Origin of the sequence: Bradyrhizobium nitroreducens (assembly GCF_002776695.1) — a bacterium.
Lineage (GTDB): Bacteria > Pseudomonadota > Alphaproteobacteria > Rhizobiales > Xanthobacteraceae > Bradyrhizobium > Bradyrhizobium nitroreducens.
The window spans coordinates 6,139,388-6,155,306 of the sequence record NZ_LFJC01000003.1 but is presented as its reverse complement, the minus strand read 5'-3'; the positions used below and the strand labels follow the sequence as shown (position 1 = coordinate 6,155,306).

General features: G+C 63.4%; 15 protein-coding genes and 1 tRNA gene. 8 read left to right on the top strand and 8 right to left on the bottom strand.

The features are described from left to right. Positions 1-11: 11 nt before the first annotated feature. The 6 genes from darT to TSA1_RS29415 form a co-directional block, all read right to left on the bottom strand. Positions 12-656, bottom strand: a complete 645-nt coding sequence (darT, locus tag TSA1_RS29440) for a type II toxin-antitoxin system toxin DNA ADP-ribosyl transferase DarT (RefSeq protein ID WP_100179380.1) — start codon at positions 654-656, stop codon at positions 12-14. 2 nt (positions 657-658) lie between these two features. Beyond that, entirely contained in the window at positions 659-2,080 is a 1,422-nt protein-coding gene (locus tag TSA1_RS29435; protein ID WP_100179379.1) for a restriction endonuclease subunit S, read from the bottom strand. Further along, complete coding sequence (locus tag TSA1_RS29430) at positions 2,077-4,059, bottom strand: type I restriction-modification system subunit M (RefSeq protein WP_100179378.1); 1,983 nt, start codon at positions 4,057-4,059, stop codon at positions 2,077-2,079. Before TSA1_RS29430 ends, TSA1_RS29435 begins: the two co-directional genes overlap by 4 nt. Next, on the bottom strand, positions 4,056-4,307 hold the full coding sequence (locus TSA1_RS29425; RefSeq protein ID WP_245448443.1) for a type II toxin-antitoxin system Phd/YefM family antitoxin: 252 nt from the start codon (positions 4,305-4,307) through the stop codon (positions 4,056-4,058). The genes TSA1_RS29430 and TSA1_RS29425 overlap by 4 nt, the downstream gene beginning before the upstream one ends. A gap of 125 nt (positions 4,308-4,432) precedes the next feature. Beyond that, a tRNA-Ser gene (locus tag TSA1_RS29420) sits at positions 4,433-4,522 on the bottom strand. Between the two features lie 577 nt (positions 4,523-5,099). Continuing rightward, positions 5,100-6,236 carry an ROK family protein gene (locus tag TSA1_RS29415; RefSeq protein WP_100179377.1) on the bottom strand — a complete coding sequence of 379 codons (1,137 nt, stop codon included), beginning with the start codon at positions 6,234-6,236 and terminating at the stop codon, positions 5,100-5,102. Positions 6,237-6,567: 331 nt separating this feature from the next. Between TSA1_RS29415 and rplU the strand changes: the two genes are divergently transcribed. From rplU to TSA1_RS29400, 3 genes are all read left to right on the top strand, one after another. Continuing rightward, positions 6,568-6,954 carry a 50S ribosomal protein L21 gene (gene rplU / locus TSA1_RS29410; RefSeq protein ID WP_100179376.1) on the top strand — a complete coding sequence of 129 codons (387 nt, stop codon included), beginning with the start codon at positions 6,568-6,570 and terminating at the stop codon, positions 6,952-6,954. Between the two features lie 103 nt (positions 6,955-7,057). Next, a complete protein-coding gene (rpmA, locus tag TSA1_RS29405; RefSeq protein ID WP_100179375.1) occupies positions 7,058-7,327 on the top strand; it encodes a 50S ribosomal protein L27 in 270 nt (89 codons plus the stop codon). A gap of 152 nt (positions 7,328-7,479) precedes the next feature. Then, positions 7,480-8,073: a GNAT family N-acetyltransferase gene (locus tag TSA1_RS29400; RefSeq protein WP_174719122.1), complete on the top strand. Its 594-nt coding sequence runs from the start codon at positions 7,480-7,482 to the stop codon at positions 8,071-8,073. 167 nt (positions 8,074-8,240) lie between these two features. On the opposite strand, the gene TSA1_RS29395 is transcribed toward TSA1_RS29400, so the two are convergent. Continuing rightward, the gene (locus TSA1_RS29395) at positions 8,241-9,155 is read right to left on the bottom strand and encodes a DMT family transporter (protein WP_100179373.1); all 915 of its coding nucleotides are present in this window, start codon (positions 9,153-9,155) and stop codon (positions 8,241-8,243) included. Positions 9,156-9,276: 121 nt separating this feature from the next. On the opposite strand from TSA1_RS29395, the gene TSA1_RS29390 reads away from it, so the two are divergent. From TSA1_RS29390 to TSA1_RS29375, 4 genes are all read left to right on the top strand, one after another. Continuing rightward, positions 9,277-9,756, top strand: coding sequence for a MaoC family dehydratase (locus tag TSA1_RS29390; protein WP_100181408.1), 480 nt, complete (start codon positions 9,277-9,279; stop codon positions 9,754-9,756). 102 nt (positions 9,757-9,858) lie between these two features. Continuing rightward, complete coding sequence (locus TSA1_RS39045) at positions 9,859-10,557, top strand: ATP-dependent Clp protease adaptor ClpS (protein ID WP_145984388.1); 699 nt, start codon at positions 9,859-9,861, stop codon at positions 10,555-10,557. A gap of 164 nt (positions 10,558-10,721) precedes the next feature. Further along, positions 10,722-11,762, top strand: a complete 1,041-nt coding sequence (gene obgE, locus TSA1_RS29380) for a GTPase ObgE (RefSeq protein ID WP_100179372.1) — start codon at positions 10,722-10,724, stop codon at positions 11,760-11,762. A gap of 85 nt (positions 11,763-11,847) precedes the next feature. After that, complete coding sequence (locus TSA1_RS29375; RefSeq protein WP_100179371.1) at positions 11,848-13,482, top strand: alkaline phosphatase family protein; 1,635 nt, start codon at positions 11,848-11,850, stop codon at positions 13,480-13,482. Between the two features lie 137 nt (positions 13,483-13,619). Here TSA1_RS29375 and TSA1_RS29370 read toward each other — a convergent pair whose 3' ends face one another. After that, positions 13,620-14,585 carry a Bug family tripartite tricarboxylate transporter substrate binding protein gene (locus TSA1_RS29370; protein WP_100179370.1) on the bottom strand — a complete coding sequence of 322 codons (966 nt, stop codon included), beginning with the start codon at positions 14,583-14,585 and terminating at the stop codon, positions 13,620-13,622. Between the two features lie 202 nt (positions 14,586-14,787). Here TSA1_RS29370 and proB point away from each other — a divergent pair, with 202 nt between their 5' ends. Beyond that, positions 14,788-15,909 (top strand): glutamate 5-kinase, encoded by a 1,122-nt coding sequence (gene proB, locus TSA1_RS29365; protein WP_100179369.1) that lies wholly within the window; start codon positions 14,788-14,790, stop codon positions 15,907-15,909. The last annotated feature ends 10 nt before the right edge of the window (positions 15,910-15,919 follow it).

Genomic DNA, 15,919 nt, shown 5'->3' with positions numbered 1-15,919 from the left:
CGTCGCCTCCCTCAATAGTACCAGTCTTTCATGATCTGGATGGTCGGCCGGTGAGCCGCCCCCTGCATGGCGTTCGAAACCTGCTGGCCGATCCCCTGCGAATGAACGCCGATCCGCTCGACGAGCTGCCACGGAAACGCCTGCTGCAGAAGAAACTCAGCCTGCTTGGCCTCCTTGATGTCGGCGGATCGAAAATCCGTCGCCGTTACAGCGTCCCAATTGACATCCCCCAGTTGATCGAGGCGGGCGCGGAACTGGGTGTAAGCAGCCCGCGCATTTGCCAGGCTGAAGGCCCAGCGCCGATCGTTATTCTCCGCCCAGGCAACGGTCGAATGCAAATCGGCCTCCAGATGTATGATTGGCCCCTGCCCGCCGCGATAGGTCAGATTCGGATGGTTTGCATACCAGATGATATTCAGCATGACAGACCTGGGGCAAAAGTTGAACGGCACATATTCTCCAACGAACGTCCCTTGGTGGCATGGCACCGGCATGGTCAACCGCGCCGCCTTGATGGTCGGCATCCCAATATTGGCCGGCGGTCCGCCGCGCCCCACCATGACCCTGTCCGACCACAGGAAGCCATCCGCAACGATCGACGCCAGATTGTCGACGTGCACGATGTGATAGATCTTGGGCTGGGCCGGAAGGGGCATCGTCAGGCGGCAGCCTCCTGGCTTTCAGCGTCCTCTATTGCTTGGTCGGGATCATCGTCTTCGGCAACATCGTCGATAGATTCGGCCTCGATCGTCTCGGGCAGGCTTGCCGCGAAGGTTCGGACATCGAGCTTGCCGGTGACGACGTCGGAGATCAGACGGGTGCGGAGTTCCTGAATGAGGTCAACCTCCCGCTTTACGGCGTCAGCGACCCGATCAATTTTTCGGCTGGCTTCTCGCAAAAAGGCAAGAATGCTCTTTTGCTCAGAAAGGGGAGGCAAGCCGAACAGAATATTCTTCATCCGACCTAGCCCGAGGTCTTGATTTGTCGCGCCCCTGGTAAGCAGTTGAGCCTGCTCGTAGCAACGAGCCGAATTTAGGGCTGTAGACAGATATTTGGACTCGATCTTTGAATTAAGGACTTTCAAGACTGCGATATGTACCCAGACCTGAAATCGGAATTGCAAATCGACAACACGAGCGACGCCGGTCGTATCTCCCTTCGTGTAGAGAACGTCACCAACTTCGGGCTTAATTCGCCGACAAAATTCTGAATAATCGGCTTCAGAGATGAACTTCACATCATCCAAAAGCCATCGGTCTGCCCTGACGTTTCTAGCAGAGAGAAATGGAATTCCGCCATCGAGATAATTTGGTGAATGGTGAGGACCATCAACTGCGCGCCTGATCACGCGGCGCATCGTGACCACCTCCCAATGCTCAGGCACTTCGTCAATCCATGGCACGCCCGAAGGCTTCCGCTTGACGTTTGGATCGAGCCCACGAGTAACGGCGCGGTGAATGATTGCCTGCTTCTGCTCGTTCAGCAGCGCGATGATCTTCTTCTTGGCGCGAATCAGCTTCGCCGTCTGCGCGCCGTGCCAATCCAGAAACCGCACTATGAGCCGCTGCTCGCCGAGCGGCGGATAGGGAACAGGGATTGGGCCAAAGCGATCTGTGTAGAGTCGCAAGAAGCCAGACTCGCCTGTACCGAGTCCCTTCGACTCGGCCCGGAACACCGCTGACAGAGAAGGCAGCCTGAATGCCTGAAGAAGGTAGGGACTGAACGCGTCGGGCTTGGGCTCGAAGACGGCATAATCCGGGCTCACCAAGCCACGAACACCGGCGACACCAAACAAGCCAGCCGCAGCCCGCATGCGATTCATGACGACCTGCCCGGGCTCAACGATCTTGAAGTTCACGAGCGACTCTGGCGGGATCAACTTGCCGCCTGCATCGATATGATCGACGAGCCCCTGTCGCATTCTCAATGACAGAAGGCGCTCTTCTCCGGTTTTCGTGCGGCTATCGATCTCCTTCAGAAGCGTCTTAATACGCCGCACATCCCAATGCGCAGGCACGTCACCAAGCCAAGCCAGGCCACTCGGCTTCATCTCCGGATAAGAGCGAAGTCCGTCGATCATCGCCCGACCCCAACGATCTCGGCCATCAGGCCCTCGGTCTCGCGCTCCAGCCCAAGGATATCTGCCCGGATCGCCTCCAGCGAACGCAGTGGCTGCGGCTTGTAGAAATAGCGGGTGAAGCTGATCTCGTAGCCAATCGTGGTCTTGTCCCGATCGACCCAGGCATCCGGCGCATGCGGCAGCACCTCGCGGCGGATGAAGGCCTCGATGCCGCCGGGCTCCCTTAGCGGCACCGTCTCGGTGTCGCGCAGATCGCCATCCGGCTCGTATTCGACCACGCACGCTTTGCCGTCTACGGTGAGCGGAAATAGGCCGTGCAGCGGATCGGCCTCGGCCTTGCTCGGCTTGTGAATGCGACGGATTACAGGCACGCCGTCCTCCGAGATGCGTCCCTCCTCCTTCAGCGCCTTGATCTCCTTCGGCGTATAGGCTCGCGTCGCCTCAATGCCTTTGGCGCGCAAGGGCCGCTCGACCGTGACCTTGGAATAGCCGAACTCGGCATTCTCGAAGATGCGCGACTGCTCGCTCTCCGCGAACGCCGTGAAGGCGGCGAGGACTCGTTCGATGTCCGCGTCGGTCAGCTCGCAATTCTTCTTACCGAGATTCTTGCGCAGCGGCCTGGACCACTGGGTGGCGTCGATCAGTTGCACCTTGCCGCGGCGGCGGGCGGGCTTGCGGTTCGACAGCACCCAGACATAGGTGGCGATGCCGGTGTTGTAGAACATGTTCAGCGGCAGCGCGACGATGGCCTCCAGCCAGTCGTTCTCGATGACCCAGCGCCGCACGTTGCTCTCGCCGGAGCCAGCATCGCCGGTGAACAGCGACGAGCCGTTGTGCACCTCGGCGATGCGCGAGCCGAGCGGCGTGTCGTGCTTCATCTTCGACAGCAGGTTGGCCAGGAACATCATCTGACCGTCGCTGGAGCGGGTGACGAGACTATATTCCGCGTCGCCCGCATGTGTGATGACGAAGCGCGGGTCGCGTAAAGCCCCCTTGCCGCCCATGCGCTCCTGATCGCTCTTCCAGCTTTTGCCGTAAGGCGGATTCGACAACATGAAGTCGAATTCCCGGGACGGAAAGGCGTCATTCGCCAGCGTCGACCATTCCGGGCCGCCGACCATGTTGTCGGCTTCCTCGCCTTCGCCCTTGAGCAGCAGATCGGCCTTGGCGATGGCGTAGGTCTCGCCGTTGATTTCCTGCCCGTAGAGATGAGTGGAGACCTGCTTTCCATGTTGCGCAGCGAGTTCCTTCAGCGTCTCCTCGCCGACCGTCAGCATGCCGCCGGTGCCACAGGCGCCGTCATACAGCAGATAGGTGCCGGACTGAATCTGATCCGCGATCGGCACGAAGATCAGCTTCGCCATCAACTTGACTGCGTCGCGCGGCGTCCAGTGCTCGCCGGCCTCCTCGTTGTTGGCTTCGTTGAAGCGGCGGACCAGTTCCTCGAACACCGTTCCCATCGCGTGGTTGTCGAGGCCGGGATGCTTCTCCGAGCCGTCGCCGTTCATCACCGGCTTGGGGCCGAGATTGATCGAGCTGTCGAGGAACTTCTCGATCAGCGTGCCGAGCACGTCGGCCTTCGACAGCTTGGGGATCTGGTTGCGGAATTCGAAATTGTCGAGGATCACCTGCACATTCGGCGAGAAGCCGTCGAGGAAGGCTTCGAAATCTGCCCGCAACTGGGCCTGCGAAGCGCGGTTGCGCAGATCGCGCAGATTGAACGGGGACGTGTTGTAGAAGGCCTGCCCCGCGGCTTGCCGCAGTGCCGCATCCTGGTTCGTCACACCCGCCTTGTCGAGATTGTCTTTCATCGACAGCACGGCAGCCTTGGTCGGCTCCAGCACAGCATCTAGACGACGCAGCACCATCATCGGCAGGATCACATCGCGGTATTTGCCGCGCACATAGAGATCACGCAGGGCATCATCGGCGATGCCCCAGATGAAGTTTGCGATCCAGTTCAGATCACCGTTACTCATGCCTTGACCGATCCCGACTTTCCAGGCCGCCTTACGCGACGCTTCTTTTGCGAACCTGCCCCGTTCGCGCCATCGCGTAACTTCTCGTATTCTTCGATGGACAACACAACGACGACCGGCCGCCCGTGCTTCTCAACCGTCACGGGCGCTGCGCGCGCAAGATCAATGAGGCGCCCAAAGCCATACTTGGCGTCTTTGGCCGATATGTTGTGCAAGTTGCGCCCCCGAATCACGCGACTTTTGGCCATTTTGGCCGCCTTATCAAGGTTGGCACGCGTGATCCGAATTGGTCTAAATGCCTGCCAGTCTAGGGCGGGACGAGCCCGGCGGAACGGAAAGACCGACCAAGAATTTTAGGCGTGTTCTTGAATCATGGCGGAGAGGGAGGGATTCGAACCCCCGATAGGCTTGCACCTATGCCGCATTTCGAGTGCGGTGCATTCAACCACTCTGCCACCTCTCCTGAAGGCGCCATGGTAGGAGCAGGGCCCCTGTGGTTGGGGCGTTAATAGGCGAGGATGACGGGCCAGACAAGGCGCGGAAGAGGAAAATCAGCTCCGTTTTCGGCCGGGCCCTTGGCCTCAGCGGCTGGAGCGGCAGGTTTCGGCGGCATTTCGCGAAATTTGTGCCGGGCAACACGGCGACTGGCATGTGCCGGCTGAGCCGGTGCGCTTCCGAGCCGAATCATCCCTGGCCTCCGTCAGGTGAAGGGGCGTGACGCCTGCGGCTCATGGAGCGGGGGCATTCGTCTTGCGGCCATCCTTCGAGACGCCCGCCTGCGGCGGGCCCTCAGGATGAGGGTCTCGGTCGTGGCGCGATGTCTTGCTGAAGCGATGGGGGCCTTGTCGAGGAGCCCGCGCGAGCGCGCGAAAAAACGGGGTGGGACCGCCAGACGCGGTAAACACTGGCGGTCCCGGTGCCGCTCATTGAAATACTGGCTGGGAAGGGCGGCTTCGCCGGCCAGGTGAGGCGACAATTCGACCGTAGCGTGCAACCTCGGCGCCGCAACGCAATCCGGTCCTTAACCTAACCAGTCAAGGTTACTCCTTGTCGCTTTTGGCGCTGTCCTTGTTGTTTTCCTTGCCCTTTTTCTTGCCGTTCTCCGTAGTGTCCCGGTCCTTGCGGCGGTTGGTGAAGCGGGCATTGCCGAGGCCGGTGCCGATGGTGAGCACACCCCAGCGATCGACGTCCTGCATGAACGGCACCTCGGAGAGGCCCTGAACCACGCCGTCATTGTGCATCAGGATCGCGGTGTCGTGCTCGCCGATCTGCGGAATGCCCTCGATCAGGCTCGCCGGCAGGTTGAACTTGCTGCTCTCCCAATTGCCCGGCAGGTTCTGCGCGCCCTTCTCGATCGAGCCGTCGGCGTTGATCACGCCGGGACAGGCAATGCCGATGAAGGGTGCGAGCTTGAAGCCTTCCTTCTCGGCTTCCGTGATCAGCCCCTTCAGCATCTTGGTGAGCCGCTTCACCGCGCCTTCGCGGGTCGGCTCGTCGTCGGCATGGCGCCACAGCTCGGATGTCACGACCTTGGCCTTCGACAGGTCTTTTGCCTTCTTCCAGCCGGTTTCGACCAGACCGCAGCGGATGTTGGTGCCGCCGATGTCGACGGCGAGGATGCTGTCATGGGCCTCGAAGATCCAGGACGGCGCCAGATGCAGCGCGCCGACCAGGCCGGCTTCATCCGGGTGATGTCGGATCGGCAGCAGGTCGATCTTGAAGTCCTCGGACTTCAGGATGATCTCGGTCCGCGCGATGGCGAGCTCGCCGAGCCGGGAATCGCGGAAACCCCCGCCGACCACGATGCGCTCGGTCTTGGCCCAGGCCTTGGTCTTGAGGAAGCGGCGGGTGACGTAGGCAAGCTCCTGGGCGAAATCCTCGATGGCGCTGTGCACCAGCGCGGAGGCCTCGACGTCGTCGCCGACGAGAATGTCATCCAGCGTCTTCTTGCTGATGTTCTCGGACGGCTCCTTGCCGAACGGATCCTCGCCGCTCTTGCGCACCGGCTTGCGCCAGCGGTCGAGAATCTCGCGGAACGCGCCCTTGCTGGCGCGATCGCCGAGAAAGCCGTCCTCGTCCTTGATCTCGATATTGAAGCTGTCGACGTCCACCGACGGCAGCCGCTCGGCGCCGTGATGGGCGATGCCCGTCGTCTTGACCAGTTCGTCCGTTGCCATTGAAGAGCCCTTGCCCGCTTGCGTGTTCCGGCGGACTAACTGCGAGGGAACCGGTTTGTTGCAAAGCAGCCCGAGATTCCGCTGAAGGCCTCAAGGCGGGCCAAATCCTTCAAATCCGGGCTGTTTTGGGCGGTTTTCCTTGACTTGGCGCAGGCGGCGGCTATAAGTCCCACAGCCGGCGCGGGGCGTTTCTCGCGCCGCTTGTTTTTGCGTGGGTTTTCAATGGGATAACTCCCGCCCGCACAAAACCACATAAACCCATAGCGACTGACAAAAAGCCGGCCCGGACGATTCTGTCGCGAGGCCGGGATTGAACACGGAGAAAAAAACGATGTTCGCAGTCATCAAAACCGGCGGCAAGCAATACCGCGTCGTGCCGGATGATGTTCTCGAAGTTGGCAAGATCGAAGGCGAAGTCGGCTCGATCGTGCAGTTGAATGAAGTTCTGGTGCTCGGCGGCGACACGCCGGTGCTCGGCGTTCCCACGGTGGCCGGCGCCTCCGTTGCGGTCGAGGTGCTCGACCACAAGCGTGGCCCCAAGGTCATCGCGTTCAAGAAGCGCCGCCGCAAGAATTCGCGCCGCAAGCGCGGCTATCGCGACGAGATCACGGTGCTCCGCATCTCCGAGATCCTGACCGACGGCGCCAAGCCCACCAAGGGCCCGCGTCCGAAGCGGGAGAAGGTGGCGAAGGAGCCGGCGGCGGAAGCCGCCGAGTAACGCAAAATCGATCACGCCAGTTCACGAATTGATGCGTGAGAAATTTTGAAATGATTCCGTCAAGGAATTGATCTAGACCTACGCAGGATTTCGGAGACGAGCCATGGCTCACAAAAAAGCAGGCGGTTCATCGCGCAACGGTCGCGATTCCAAGGGTAAGCGCCTCGGCATCAAGGCGTTCGGCGGGGAAGTTGTGATTCCCGGCAACATCATTGCGCGTCAGCGCGGCACCACCTGGCATCCCGGCCTTAATGTCGGCATGGGCACGGACCACACTCTGTTCGCCAAGATCGAGGGTCGCGTCACGTTCCAGGCCAAAGCAGGCGGCCGCACGTTCGTATCGGTCCTCCCGATCGCAGAGGCTGCTGAATAGACGGTGGATCACATTGGAGTCCGCCGGTCCCACTGAACCGGCGGAGTCCTAGAGATCATCGAGATCGAAGGCTCCAAGGGGAGGCGGGAAACCGGCCTCCCCTTTTCTTTTGACTTGCTCACTTTGACTTAGTGACTTTCACGGAGCCGGACATGTTGCAGGATTTCTCGAGCGTGACCTTGGCGGAGGCGAGACCCAGCGTCGTCGCCACCGAACGGCTGACCTTGCGGCGGCCGACGCTGGCCGACGTCAGGACCATCGCCCGGCTCGCCAACGACCGCCGCGTCGCCGAAAACACCCGCCGCCTGCCGCATCCCTATTCGCAGGACGACGCCGTCGAATTCATCCGCGCCACCGCTGCGCTCGGAGCTGAGACCGTGTTCCTGATCGAGCACGACTCGGGGCCGGTCGGCATGGTCGGCATCGACTGTTCCACGCCAGGCAATGCCGAGCTCGGCTACTGGCTCGGCGTCGAGCATTGGGGCCAGGGCTTTGCCACCGAGGCCGCGCGCGGCGCGATCGACTTCTTCTTCGAGGAGTTCGAGGACGATCACCTCCATGCCGGCGCGCGCGTCACCAATCCGGCCTCGCGCAAGGTGCTGGAGAAGTGCGGCTTCCAGTGGAGCGGCGTGCAGCTGCACCGCTTCCTCGCGCTTGGATCGTCGACACCGGTCGACTGCTTCCGGCTGTCCCGCGGCGTGTGGGCCTCGCTGAAGAGCTGGAGCAGTGCGAGAAGGATGAAGTGACTTACCCTCCCCTGGAGGGGGAGGGTCGATCGCGCGTAGCGCGAGCGGGGTGGGGTGATCTCTCCACTCGGGCACCGTGCGACGTGGAGAGACCTTCACCCCACCCCGTCTCACATTTCGCTGCGCTCAACGTGAGCCGACCCTCCCCCTCCAGGGGAGGGTAAGAGCTACGCCGGCGGATTCACTTCCTCGCTCGGACGCCCGAGATCGCGCTCGCGCAAGTAGATGTAGAACCCGGCGCCGATGATGATCGCCGCGCCGACGATCGTCGCGACCGACGGCACGTCGCCAAACACGACGAAGCCGAAGATCACGGCCCAGACGATCATCGAATATTGATAGGGCACCACGACGCTGGCCGGCGCCAGCTTCAGCGACCGGTTGACGCAGAACAGCGCCGTCACCGAAATCAGTCCGGCCGTCGCGAAGATCACGAGGCTGCCCGGCGTCGGCGGCACCCAGTTGAAGGCCGACAACACCGCGCCCAGCGAGAAGGTGCCGACGAATTGAGAGGATGCCATCACGATGTCGGGCGTCTTGCGCAGGCTGCGCGTGATCAGCATCAGGGTCGCGAAGGACAGGCTCCCGCCGAGCGCGATCAGCGCCGGCAGGCTGACGGTCTGCGCCGACGGCCGCAGCGCGATCAGGACGCCACAGAAGCCAATCAGGATCGCGGTCCAGCGCCGCCAGCCGACCTTCTCGCCCAGGAAGATCGCCGACATCGCGGTGACGAAGATGGGCCCGGCGAGATAATAGGTGATGACGTCGGCAAGCGGCAGATAGACGGTCGCGAGGAAGAAGGCGGCGACCTCCAGCGTCGACAGCACGACGCGAAACAGCTGCAGCCCCGGACGCTCCAGCTGCAGGAACTGGTGACGCTGCTTCCAGATCAGCGGCGACAGCAACAGCAGCGCCGCGCAGGCACGCAGGAACAGGAGCTGCCCCACCGAATAGGTGCCGACCAGGAACTTGCCCATGGCGTCGCCGAACGAGAACATGAAGATCGACAGCACCATCAGCCCGATGCCGGCGAGGCGCGCGGAGCGATCGTCATAGGCGGAGAGGTTCTTGAACAGGGGCATCGAGGCGTTTTAGTCGCGTCGACGCGCGGGACAAGCCCAACTCCGGCGAATTGAACGCATTGTCGCACTGCGCCTCACGCGGTACGGATCACTTTCCGAATTCGTCCTGATGGTGCAGCGCATGAGCGACTTCGATCCGACCCGGCATCGCATGATCCCGACGCAACGCTGGTTTGAGGATTTCGTCGTCGGCGAACGCTTCGTGCTGCCGAGCCGGACCCAGACTTCGGCGATATTCGCCGCGTTCCAGACCGCGAGCGGCGATACCCATCCCGTGCATTATGACGTGGAATATTGCCGCAGCCGCGGCATGCCGCATCTGCTTGCGCACGGCTTCCAGACCCTGATCCACACCGCGCCCGGCGCCGGCCTGTTTCCCTTCATGGTCGAGGAATCGCTGGTCGGTTTCCTCGAGCAATCGAGCCGGTTCCTCAAGCCTGTCTACGCCGACGACACCATCTACCCCGCGCTGGAGGTCACCGAGCTCGTGCCGGGACGAACGACCGGCACGGTCACGTTGCGCAGCACCGTATTCAACCAGCGCAAGGAACTGGTGCTGGAGGGGACGCAGAAATTCCTGATCCGGCGGCGACCGGGCTAGCAGAGCCGCCTCGCATCACGAGCAGGCCGGGCGTGAACCGCGGCGGGAAAACCTTCGACAAATACCGTGCACAACCCGACCGCACGATGATGATGGCCCGCGATGGCGCTCCTGCCGCCCTGCTCCGAGACGTTCAAGCGTTCGCTCCAGCGCGCGACTTCGGCCGCCCGGGCGCAAAGCCGCACACATCCCGGCCCGCAGGATTTGCTGATCGCCTTGACCGAGGACGAAGACGCTTCGCCGGTGATGCAGGCCTGCGGCATCGACCTGATGCGCTTGCGGCGGGACGTCGAGGCCGCGGGCGCGACGGAGCCGTCGACGGGCCTCGGTCACCTGCTTCAGCTTGCGTTCAACGAGGCGCAACTGTCCGAACGGACGGTGGTGACGGGCGCCGACATGCTGGTCGAGCTGTTCGCCGAGCCGGTCGGTCGCTTCCTCTCCGCACAGGGCGCCACCCGCTACGATGCCCTTCTCTATCTGAGCCATGGCATCGCCAAGGGTGCAATTGCGGATGTCGAAGCCGATCGTAGCGATGCGCCTTATCTGGAGGTCGTCCTGCTGAATGACCCCTACACGCCGGCGGAGTTCGTGACTTTCGTCCTCGAAAACGTCTTCGGGGTGAGCCGCGAGCGCGCCACCGCGATCATGTTTTCTACCCACGCCCGCAAGCGCGGCTCCTGCGGGATATTTCCCCGGACCGAGGCTGTCGCTTTTCGCGAAAAAATCCAGAATCTTGCGGCGGCCCGCCAGCATCCGCTTCGCTGCGCCCTGCTGCCGGCCGGCGATGCGCCGCCAGCCTGACGGTCTGCACGGAGCGCGCCCCCGGTTCGATGCGGCTGTATCACATCCAAGTCATGCCGGATGGTACCATGGGGTTAAGCAAGGGCCCCAAATCGCGAGAAATTCGGCCGATTTGCGGGTCTATCCGGGTTGCCGCAGGGGGCCGGCTGGCCTACCTATGGCCCATGAAATTCCTCGACGAAGCAAAGGTCTATATCCGTTCCGGTGACGGCGGGAACGGCTGCGTGGCGTTCCGCCGCGAGAAGTTCATCGAATTCGGCGGTCCCTCCGGCGGCAATGGCGGCCGCGGCGGCAATGTCATCATCGAGGTCGCCGACGGGCTGAACACGCTGATCGACTACCGCTACCAGCAGCACTTCAAGGCCCAGAAGGGCGAGAACGGCTCGGGCTCGGACCGCCACGGCGCCAACGGCAAGAACATCGTGCTGAAGGTGCCGATGGGCACGCAGATCTTCGACGAGGATCGCGAGACCCTGATCCACGACTTCACTGAGGTCGGCGAAAAGTTCGTGCTGGCCGAGGGCGGCAATGGCGGCTTCGGCAACGCGCATTTCAAGACCTCGACCAACCGCGCCCCGCGCAACGCCAATCCCGGCCAGCCCGGCGAGGAGCGCTGGATCTGGCTGCGGCTGAAACTCATTGCCGACGCCGGCCTCGTCGGTATGCCCAATGCCGGCAAGTCGACCTTCCTGTCCAAGGTCAGCGCGGCCAAGCCGAAGATCGCCGACTATCCCTTCACCACGCTGCATCCGCAGCTCGGCGTCGTGAATGCCGACGGCCGTGAATTCGTGCTCGCCGATATTCCCGGCCTGATCGAGGGCGCGCATGAAGGCACCGGCCTCGGCGACCGCTTCCTCGGCCATGTCGAGCGCTGCCGCGTGCTGCTGCACCTGGTCGACGCCACCTGCGAGCACGCCGGCAAGGCCTACAAGACGGTGCGCAAGGAGCTCGACGCCTATGGCGGGCTCTTGACCGACAAGATCGAGATCGTCGCGCTGAACAAGATCGACGCGGTCGAGCCGGAGGAATTGAAGAAGCAGAAGGAACGCCTGAAGCGCGCCGCGAAAAAGACGCCGCTGCTGCTGTCAGCGGTTACCGGCCAGGGCGTGAAGGAAGCATTGCGCGCGCTCGTCGAGGTGATCGGCGAGGCCCCGGTCTCGGCCAAGGCGAAGAGCGCGGCCGAAGCGGAGCCGTGGTCGGCTTGATCAGGTCGGCCCTATGGGCCGGCCGCTTGTCTTCGTTCGCGCGATAGCGCAGCATCAAACAATCAAGAAACGACAGGGATGACGCATGGCGCGCGCGAAGAACGTTCTCTGGATCATGTGCGACCAGCTTCGCTACGACTATCTCGGCTGCACCGGCCATCCCACGCTGAAGACGCCCAACATCGACGCCATGGCCAAGCGCGGCGTGCTGTTCAGCAAGGCCTATGTGCAATCGCCGATCTGCGGCCCGTCGCGAATGTCGTTCTACACCGGCCGCTACATGCGTTCGCACGGCTCGCACTGGAACGGCTGGCCGCTTCGCGTCGGCGAGCCGACGCTCGGCGATCACCTGAAAAAGATCGGGGTGCGCAACGTGCTGGTCGGCAAGACCCACATGGCGCCCGACCTCGAAGGCATGAAGGCGCTCGGCATTCCCCCGGAATCCGTCATCGGCGTGCATGTCGCCGAATGCGGCTTCGAGCCCTATGAACGCGACGATGGCTTGCATCCGACCGGACGCCCGCGCCCGAAATACGACGACTATCTGCGCAGCCAAGGTTTCGAGGCCACCAACCCCTGGGAGCACTGGGCCAATTCCGGCGCGGCCGAGGATGGTTCGCTGCAGAACGGCTGGCTATTGGTGCACGCCGACAAGGCCGCGCGCGTGCCGGACGAGCATTCCGAGACGCCCTACATGACGCGGCGCGCGATGGATTTCATCAGCGAGGCCGAGACCGACGGCCGGCCGTGGTGCCTGCATCTGTCCTACATCAAGCCGCACTGGCCCTATATCGCGCCAGAACCCTACGCCAGCATGTATTCGACCGAGGACATGATCCCGGTGATCCGCTCGATGCGCGAGCGGCAGAACCCGCATCCGGTGTTCGGCGCCTATATGGACATGCGCTACTCCCGCAACATGGCGCGCGACGATGCCCGCGAGAAGGTGATTCCGACCTATATGGGCCTGATCACCCAGATCGACGACCAGATGGGCGTGCTGATGAAGTTCTTAGGTGAGCGCGGCCTGCTGGACACGACCATGATCGTGTTCACCTCCGATCACGGCGACTATCTCGGCGATCACTGGATGGGCGAGAAGGACCTGTTCCACGAACAGTCGGCCAAGATCCCGCTGATCATCATCGATCCCTCCAGCGAAGCCGACGCCACCCGCGGCACGCGCAGCGATGCGCTGGTGGAAGGCATCGATCTCGCGCCGACCTTCGTCGATTATTTCGGCGGCAAGGTGCCCGGCCACATCCTCGAAGGACGCTCGCTGCTGCCGCTGCTGCGCGGCCCGACACCGAGCGATTGGCGCAAGGTGGCGTTCTCCGAATACGATTACGCCATGCAGGACGTGCGGCTGAAGCTGAACCAGCCGATCGAGCGCTGCCGCCTGTTCATGGTGTTCGACGGCCGCTGGAAATACATCCACGCCTCCGGCTTCCGCCCGATGCTGTACGATCTCGAAACCGATCCGGAAGAATATCTGGATCGCGGCGACGATCCGGAGTGTGCCGGGATCATCGCGCGGCTGCAGGCCGAGCTGTTCGACTGGGCGCTGCATCCGAACGACCACATCACCACGCCGCGCGAGAAGATCGCGGCCTATGCGGACAACCAGCTGCAGGTGAAGGGCGGCGTCTTGATCGGCATCTGGGATGAAGCGGAGCTTGCCGCAATCAAGGACGGCATCGCGCAGCGCGCGAAGATGTGAGTTAGCGGAGCGAGGCTCTCTCCATTCGTCATGCCCGGGCTTGACCCGGGCATCCACGTCTTACGGCAATCGCGGACGCACGTGGATGGCCGGGTCAAGCCCGGCCATGACGACTGAGTGTGAGGCGCCGAGGGATTTCAATTCTCGATCTTGTATCCCGTCGCCTTCACGATCGGCTGCCACAACGCGATGTTCGCGGCGAGCTCCTTCGACAGCCCGTCCGCATTGCTGCCGACCGGGATCAGCCCGATCGCGGTGAGCTTCTCCTTCACCTCGGGCTTGGCGAGCGCAGCGCTCGCGGCGGCACCGAGCTTGCTGGCGAAATCCGGCGGACTGCCGGCGGGAAGCCACATGCCGTACCAGGCGTCCGCGACGAGATCGATGCCGCTCTCCTTCAGCGTGGGGACCTCGGGCGCGAACGGCGAACGCTCCGCACTCGATGACGCGATGATCTTCACGCCCTTGGCCCGATGCTGCGGCAGTGCGTCCGCCAACGTGACGATCCCAAAGGAGATATGGCCGCCGACGAGATCGTTGAGGATCGGCGCGCTGCCGCGATAGGGCACGCGGGTCAGGGGAATGCCGAGATCCTTCTCCAGCTTGGAGCCCATGAAATGCGGAATCGTGCCGTTGCTCGGCACGCCGAACGAGGTCTTGTCCGGATGCGCCTTCAGCCACGCCACGAATCCCTTGAAGTCAGCGGCTTCGATCGCGGGATTGATGACGACGGCGAATTCAAACCGCGCCAGCAGCGACACCGGCACGAAATCCTTCGCCGTGTCGAAGCTCGGCGTCGTCTCCACCATCGGCAGCAGGTACATGGTCGGCCCCGTCGTCACCAGCACCATGCTGCCGTCGGGGCTTGCCCCCTTCACCGCCTTGATCCCGATCAGGCCGTCACCGCCGGTGCGGTTCTCGACCACGATGGTCCGTTGCAGCACCGGGGCCATCTCCTGCGCGATCAGCCGGCACAGCGTGTCGCCGCCGGCGCCCGCCGCAAACGGAAATATGATCTTGGTCAGCCCGGCCTGCGCCTGCGCCTCACCTGCCTGCGCCAGCAGCGGCAGGCCGAGGCATCCGGCCATGAATTTGCGGCGATCCATTCTTTTCCTCTCCGGCCTCATTTTGGTTGGCCGCAGTTAGGACCAGAGCGGCGTCCCGGACAAGGCCGACCTTCGCCATTTACCACGCCGGCCGCCTTGCGCCGGCCATCGTCCTGCTGCAAAAGCAGGCCTATCGGCGCCGCTCTCTCGCTCCGCCGTTTCCAAGAGCAGATCACCCGAGCGCGCCGACACGCATACAGACATGGCCAGCCCCGAACTCAGTCAATTCCGCCGTATCGTCGTCAAGGTCGGCTCCGCGCTGCTGGTCGATTCCGACAAGGGCGAGGTGCGCTCTTCCTGGCTCGCCGCGCTCGCCGACGACATGGCCAAGCTGCACAAGGAGGGACGCGACGTCCTCGTCGTCTCCTCCGGCTCGATCGCGCTCGGCCGCAGTCGCCTCAAATTGCCGCGCGGTCCGCTGAAGCTGGAAGAGAGCCAGGCCGCCGCCGCCGTGGGCCAGATCGCGCTGGCGCGGATCTGGTCCGAGGTGCTTGGCGCGCATGGCATCGGCGCCGGCCAGATCCTGGTGACGCTGCAGGACACCGAAGAGCGCCGCCGCTATCTCAATGCGCGCTCCACCATCGGCAAGCTGCTGGAATGGCGCGCCATCCCGGTCATCAACGAGAACGACACGGTGGCGACCAACGAGATCCGCTACGGCGACAACGACCGCCTCGCCGCCCGCGTCGCCACGATGGCGAGCGCCGATCTGCTGGTGCTGCTGTCCGACATCGACGGGCTCTACGACGCCCCGCCGAAGAACAACCCGAACGCAAAGCTCATTCCGGTGGTCGAGAGCATCTCTTCGGAGATCGAGGCCGTGGCGGGCGACGCCGAGTCCGAGCTGTCGCGCGGCGGCATGCGCACCAAGGTCGAGGCGGCCAAGATCGCAACGACCGGCGGCACGCATATGCTGATCGCCTCGGGCAAGATCGAGCATCCCCTGCAGGCGATCGCCGATGGCGGCCGCTGCACCTGGTTCCTGACGCCGGCCAATCCCATCACCTCGCGCAAACGCTGGATCGCCGGCACGCTGGAGCCGAAGGGTACGCTGACGATCGATGCCGGCGCGGTGACGGCGCTGCGCGCCGGCGCCAGCCTGCTGCCGGCCGGCGTGATCAAGGTCGAGGGCCAGTTCGCCCGCGGCGACGCCGTGATCGTGCGCGGCCCCGACACCAGCGAGATCGGCCGCGGCCTGATCGCCTACGACGCCGACGAGGCCGAGCGGATCAGGGGCCGTTCCTCTCCAGACGTGATGGCCATCCTCGGCATCAGCGGCCGCGCGGAGATGATCCATCGCGACGATCTGGTGGTAGGCGGATAGAGCCCGACCG

Excerpts from the sequence above, each read along its gene's own strand:
- darT (WP_100179380.1), bottom strand. The coding sequence starts at position 656 with ATGCCCCTTCCGGCCCAGCCCAAGATCTATCACATCGTGCACGTCGAC.
- TSA1_RS29435 (WP_100179379.1), bottom strand. The coding sequence starts at position 2,080 with ATGATCGACGGACTTCGCTCTTATCCGGAGATGAAGCCGAGTGGCCTG.
- TSA1_RS29430 (WP_100179378.1), bottom strand. The coding sequence starts at position 4,059 with ATGAGTAACGGTGATCTGAACTGGATCGCAAACTTCATCTGGGGCATC.
- TSA1_RS29425 (WP_245448443.1), bottom strand. The coding sequence starts at position 4,307 with ATGGCCAAAAGTCGCGTGATTCGGGGGCGCAACTTGCACAACATATCG.
- TSA1_RS29415 (WP_100179377.1), bottom strand. The coding sequence starts at position 6,236 with ATGGCAACGGACGAACTGGTCAAGACGACGGGCATCGCCCATCACGGC.
- rplU (WP_100179376.1), top strand. The coding sequence starts at position 6,568 with ATGTTCGCAGTCATCAAAACCGGCGGCAAGCAATACCGCGTCGTGCCG.
- rpmA (WP_100179375.1), top strand. The coding sequence starts at position 7,058 with ATGGCTCACAAAAAAGCAGGCGGTTCATCGCGCAACGGTCGCGATTCC.
- TSA1_RS29400 (WP_174719122.1), top strand. The coding sequence starts at position 7,480 with ATGTTGCAGGATTTCTCGAGCGTGACCTTGGCGGAGGCGAGACCCAGC.
- TSA1_RS29395 (WP_100179373.1), bottom strand. The coding sequence starts at position 9,155 with ATGCCCCTGTTCAAGAACCTCTCCGCCTATGACGATCGCTCCGCGCGC.
- TSA1_RS29390 (WP_100181408.1), top strand. The coding sequence starts at position 9,277 with ATGAGCGACTTCGATCCGACCCGGCATCGCATGATCCCGACGCAACGC.
- TSA1_RS39045 (WP_145984388.1), top strand. The coding sequence starts at position 9,859 with ATGGCGCTCCTGCCGCCCTGCTCCGAGACGTTCAAGCGTTCGCTCCAG.
- obgE (WP_100179372.1), top strand. The coding sequence starts at position 10,722 with ATGAAATTCCTCGACGAAGCAAAGGTCTATATCCGTTCCGGTGACGGC.
- TSA1_RS29375 (WP_100179371.1), top strand. The coding sequence starts at position 11,848 with ATGGCGCGCGCGAAGAACGTTCTCTGGATCATGTGCGACCAGCTTCGC.
- TSA1_RS29370 (WP_100179370.1), bottom strand. The coding sequence starts at position 14,585 with ATGGATCGCCGCAAATTCATGGCCGGATGCCTCGGCCTGCCGCTGCTG.
- proB (WP_100179369.1), top strand. The coding sequence starts at position 14,788 with ATGGCCAGCCCCGAACTCAGTCAATTCCGCCGTATCGTCGTCAAGGTC.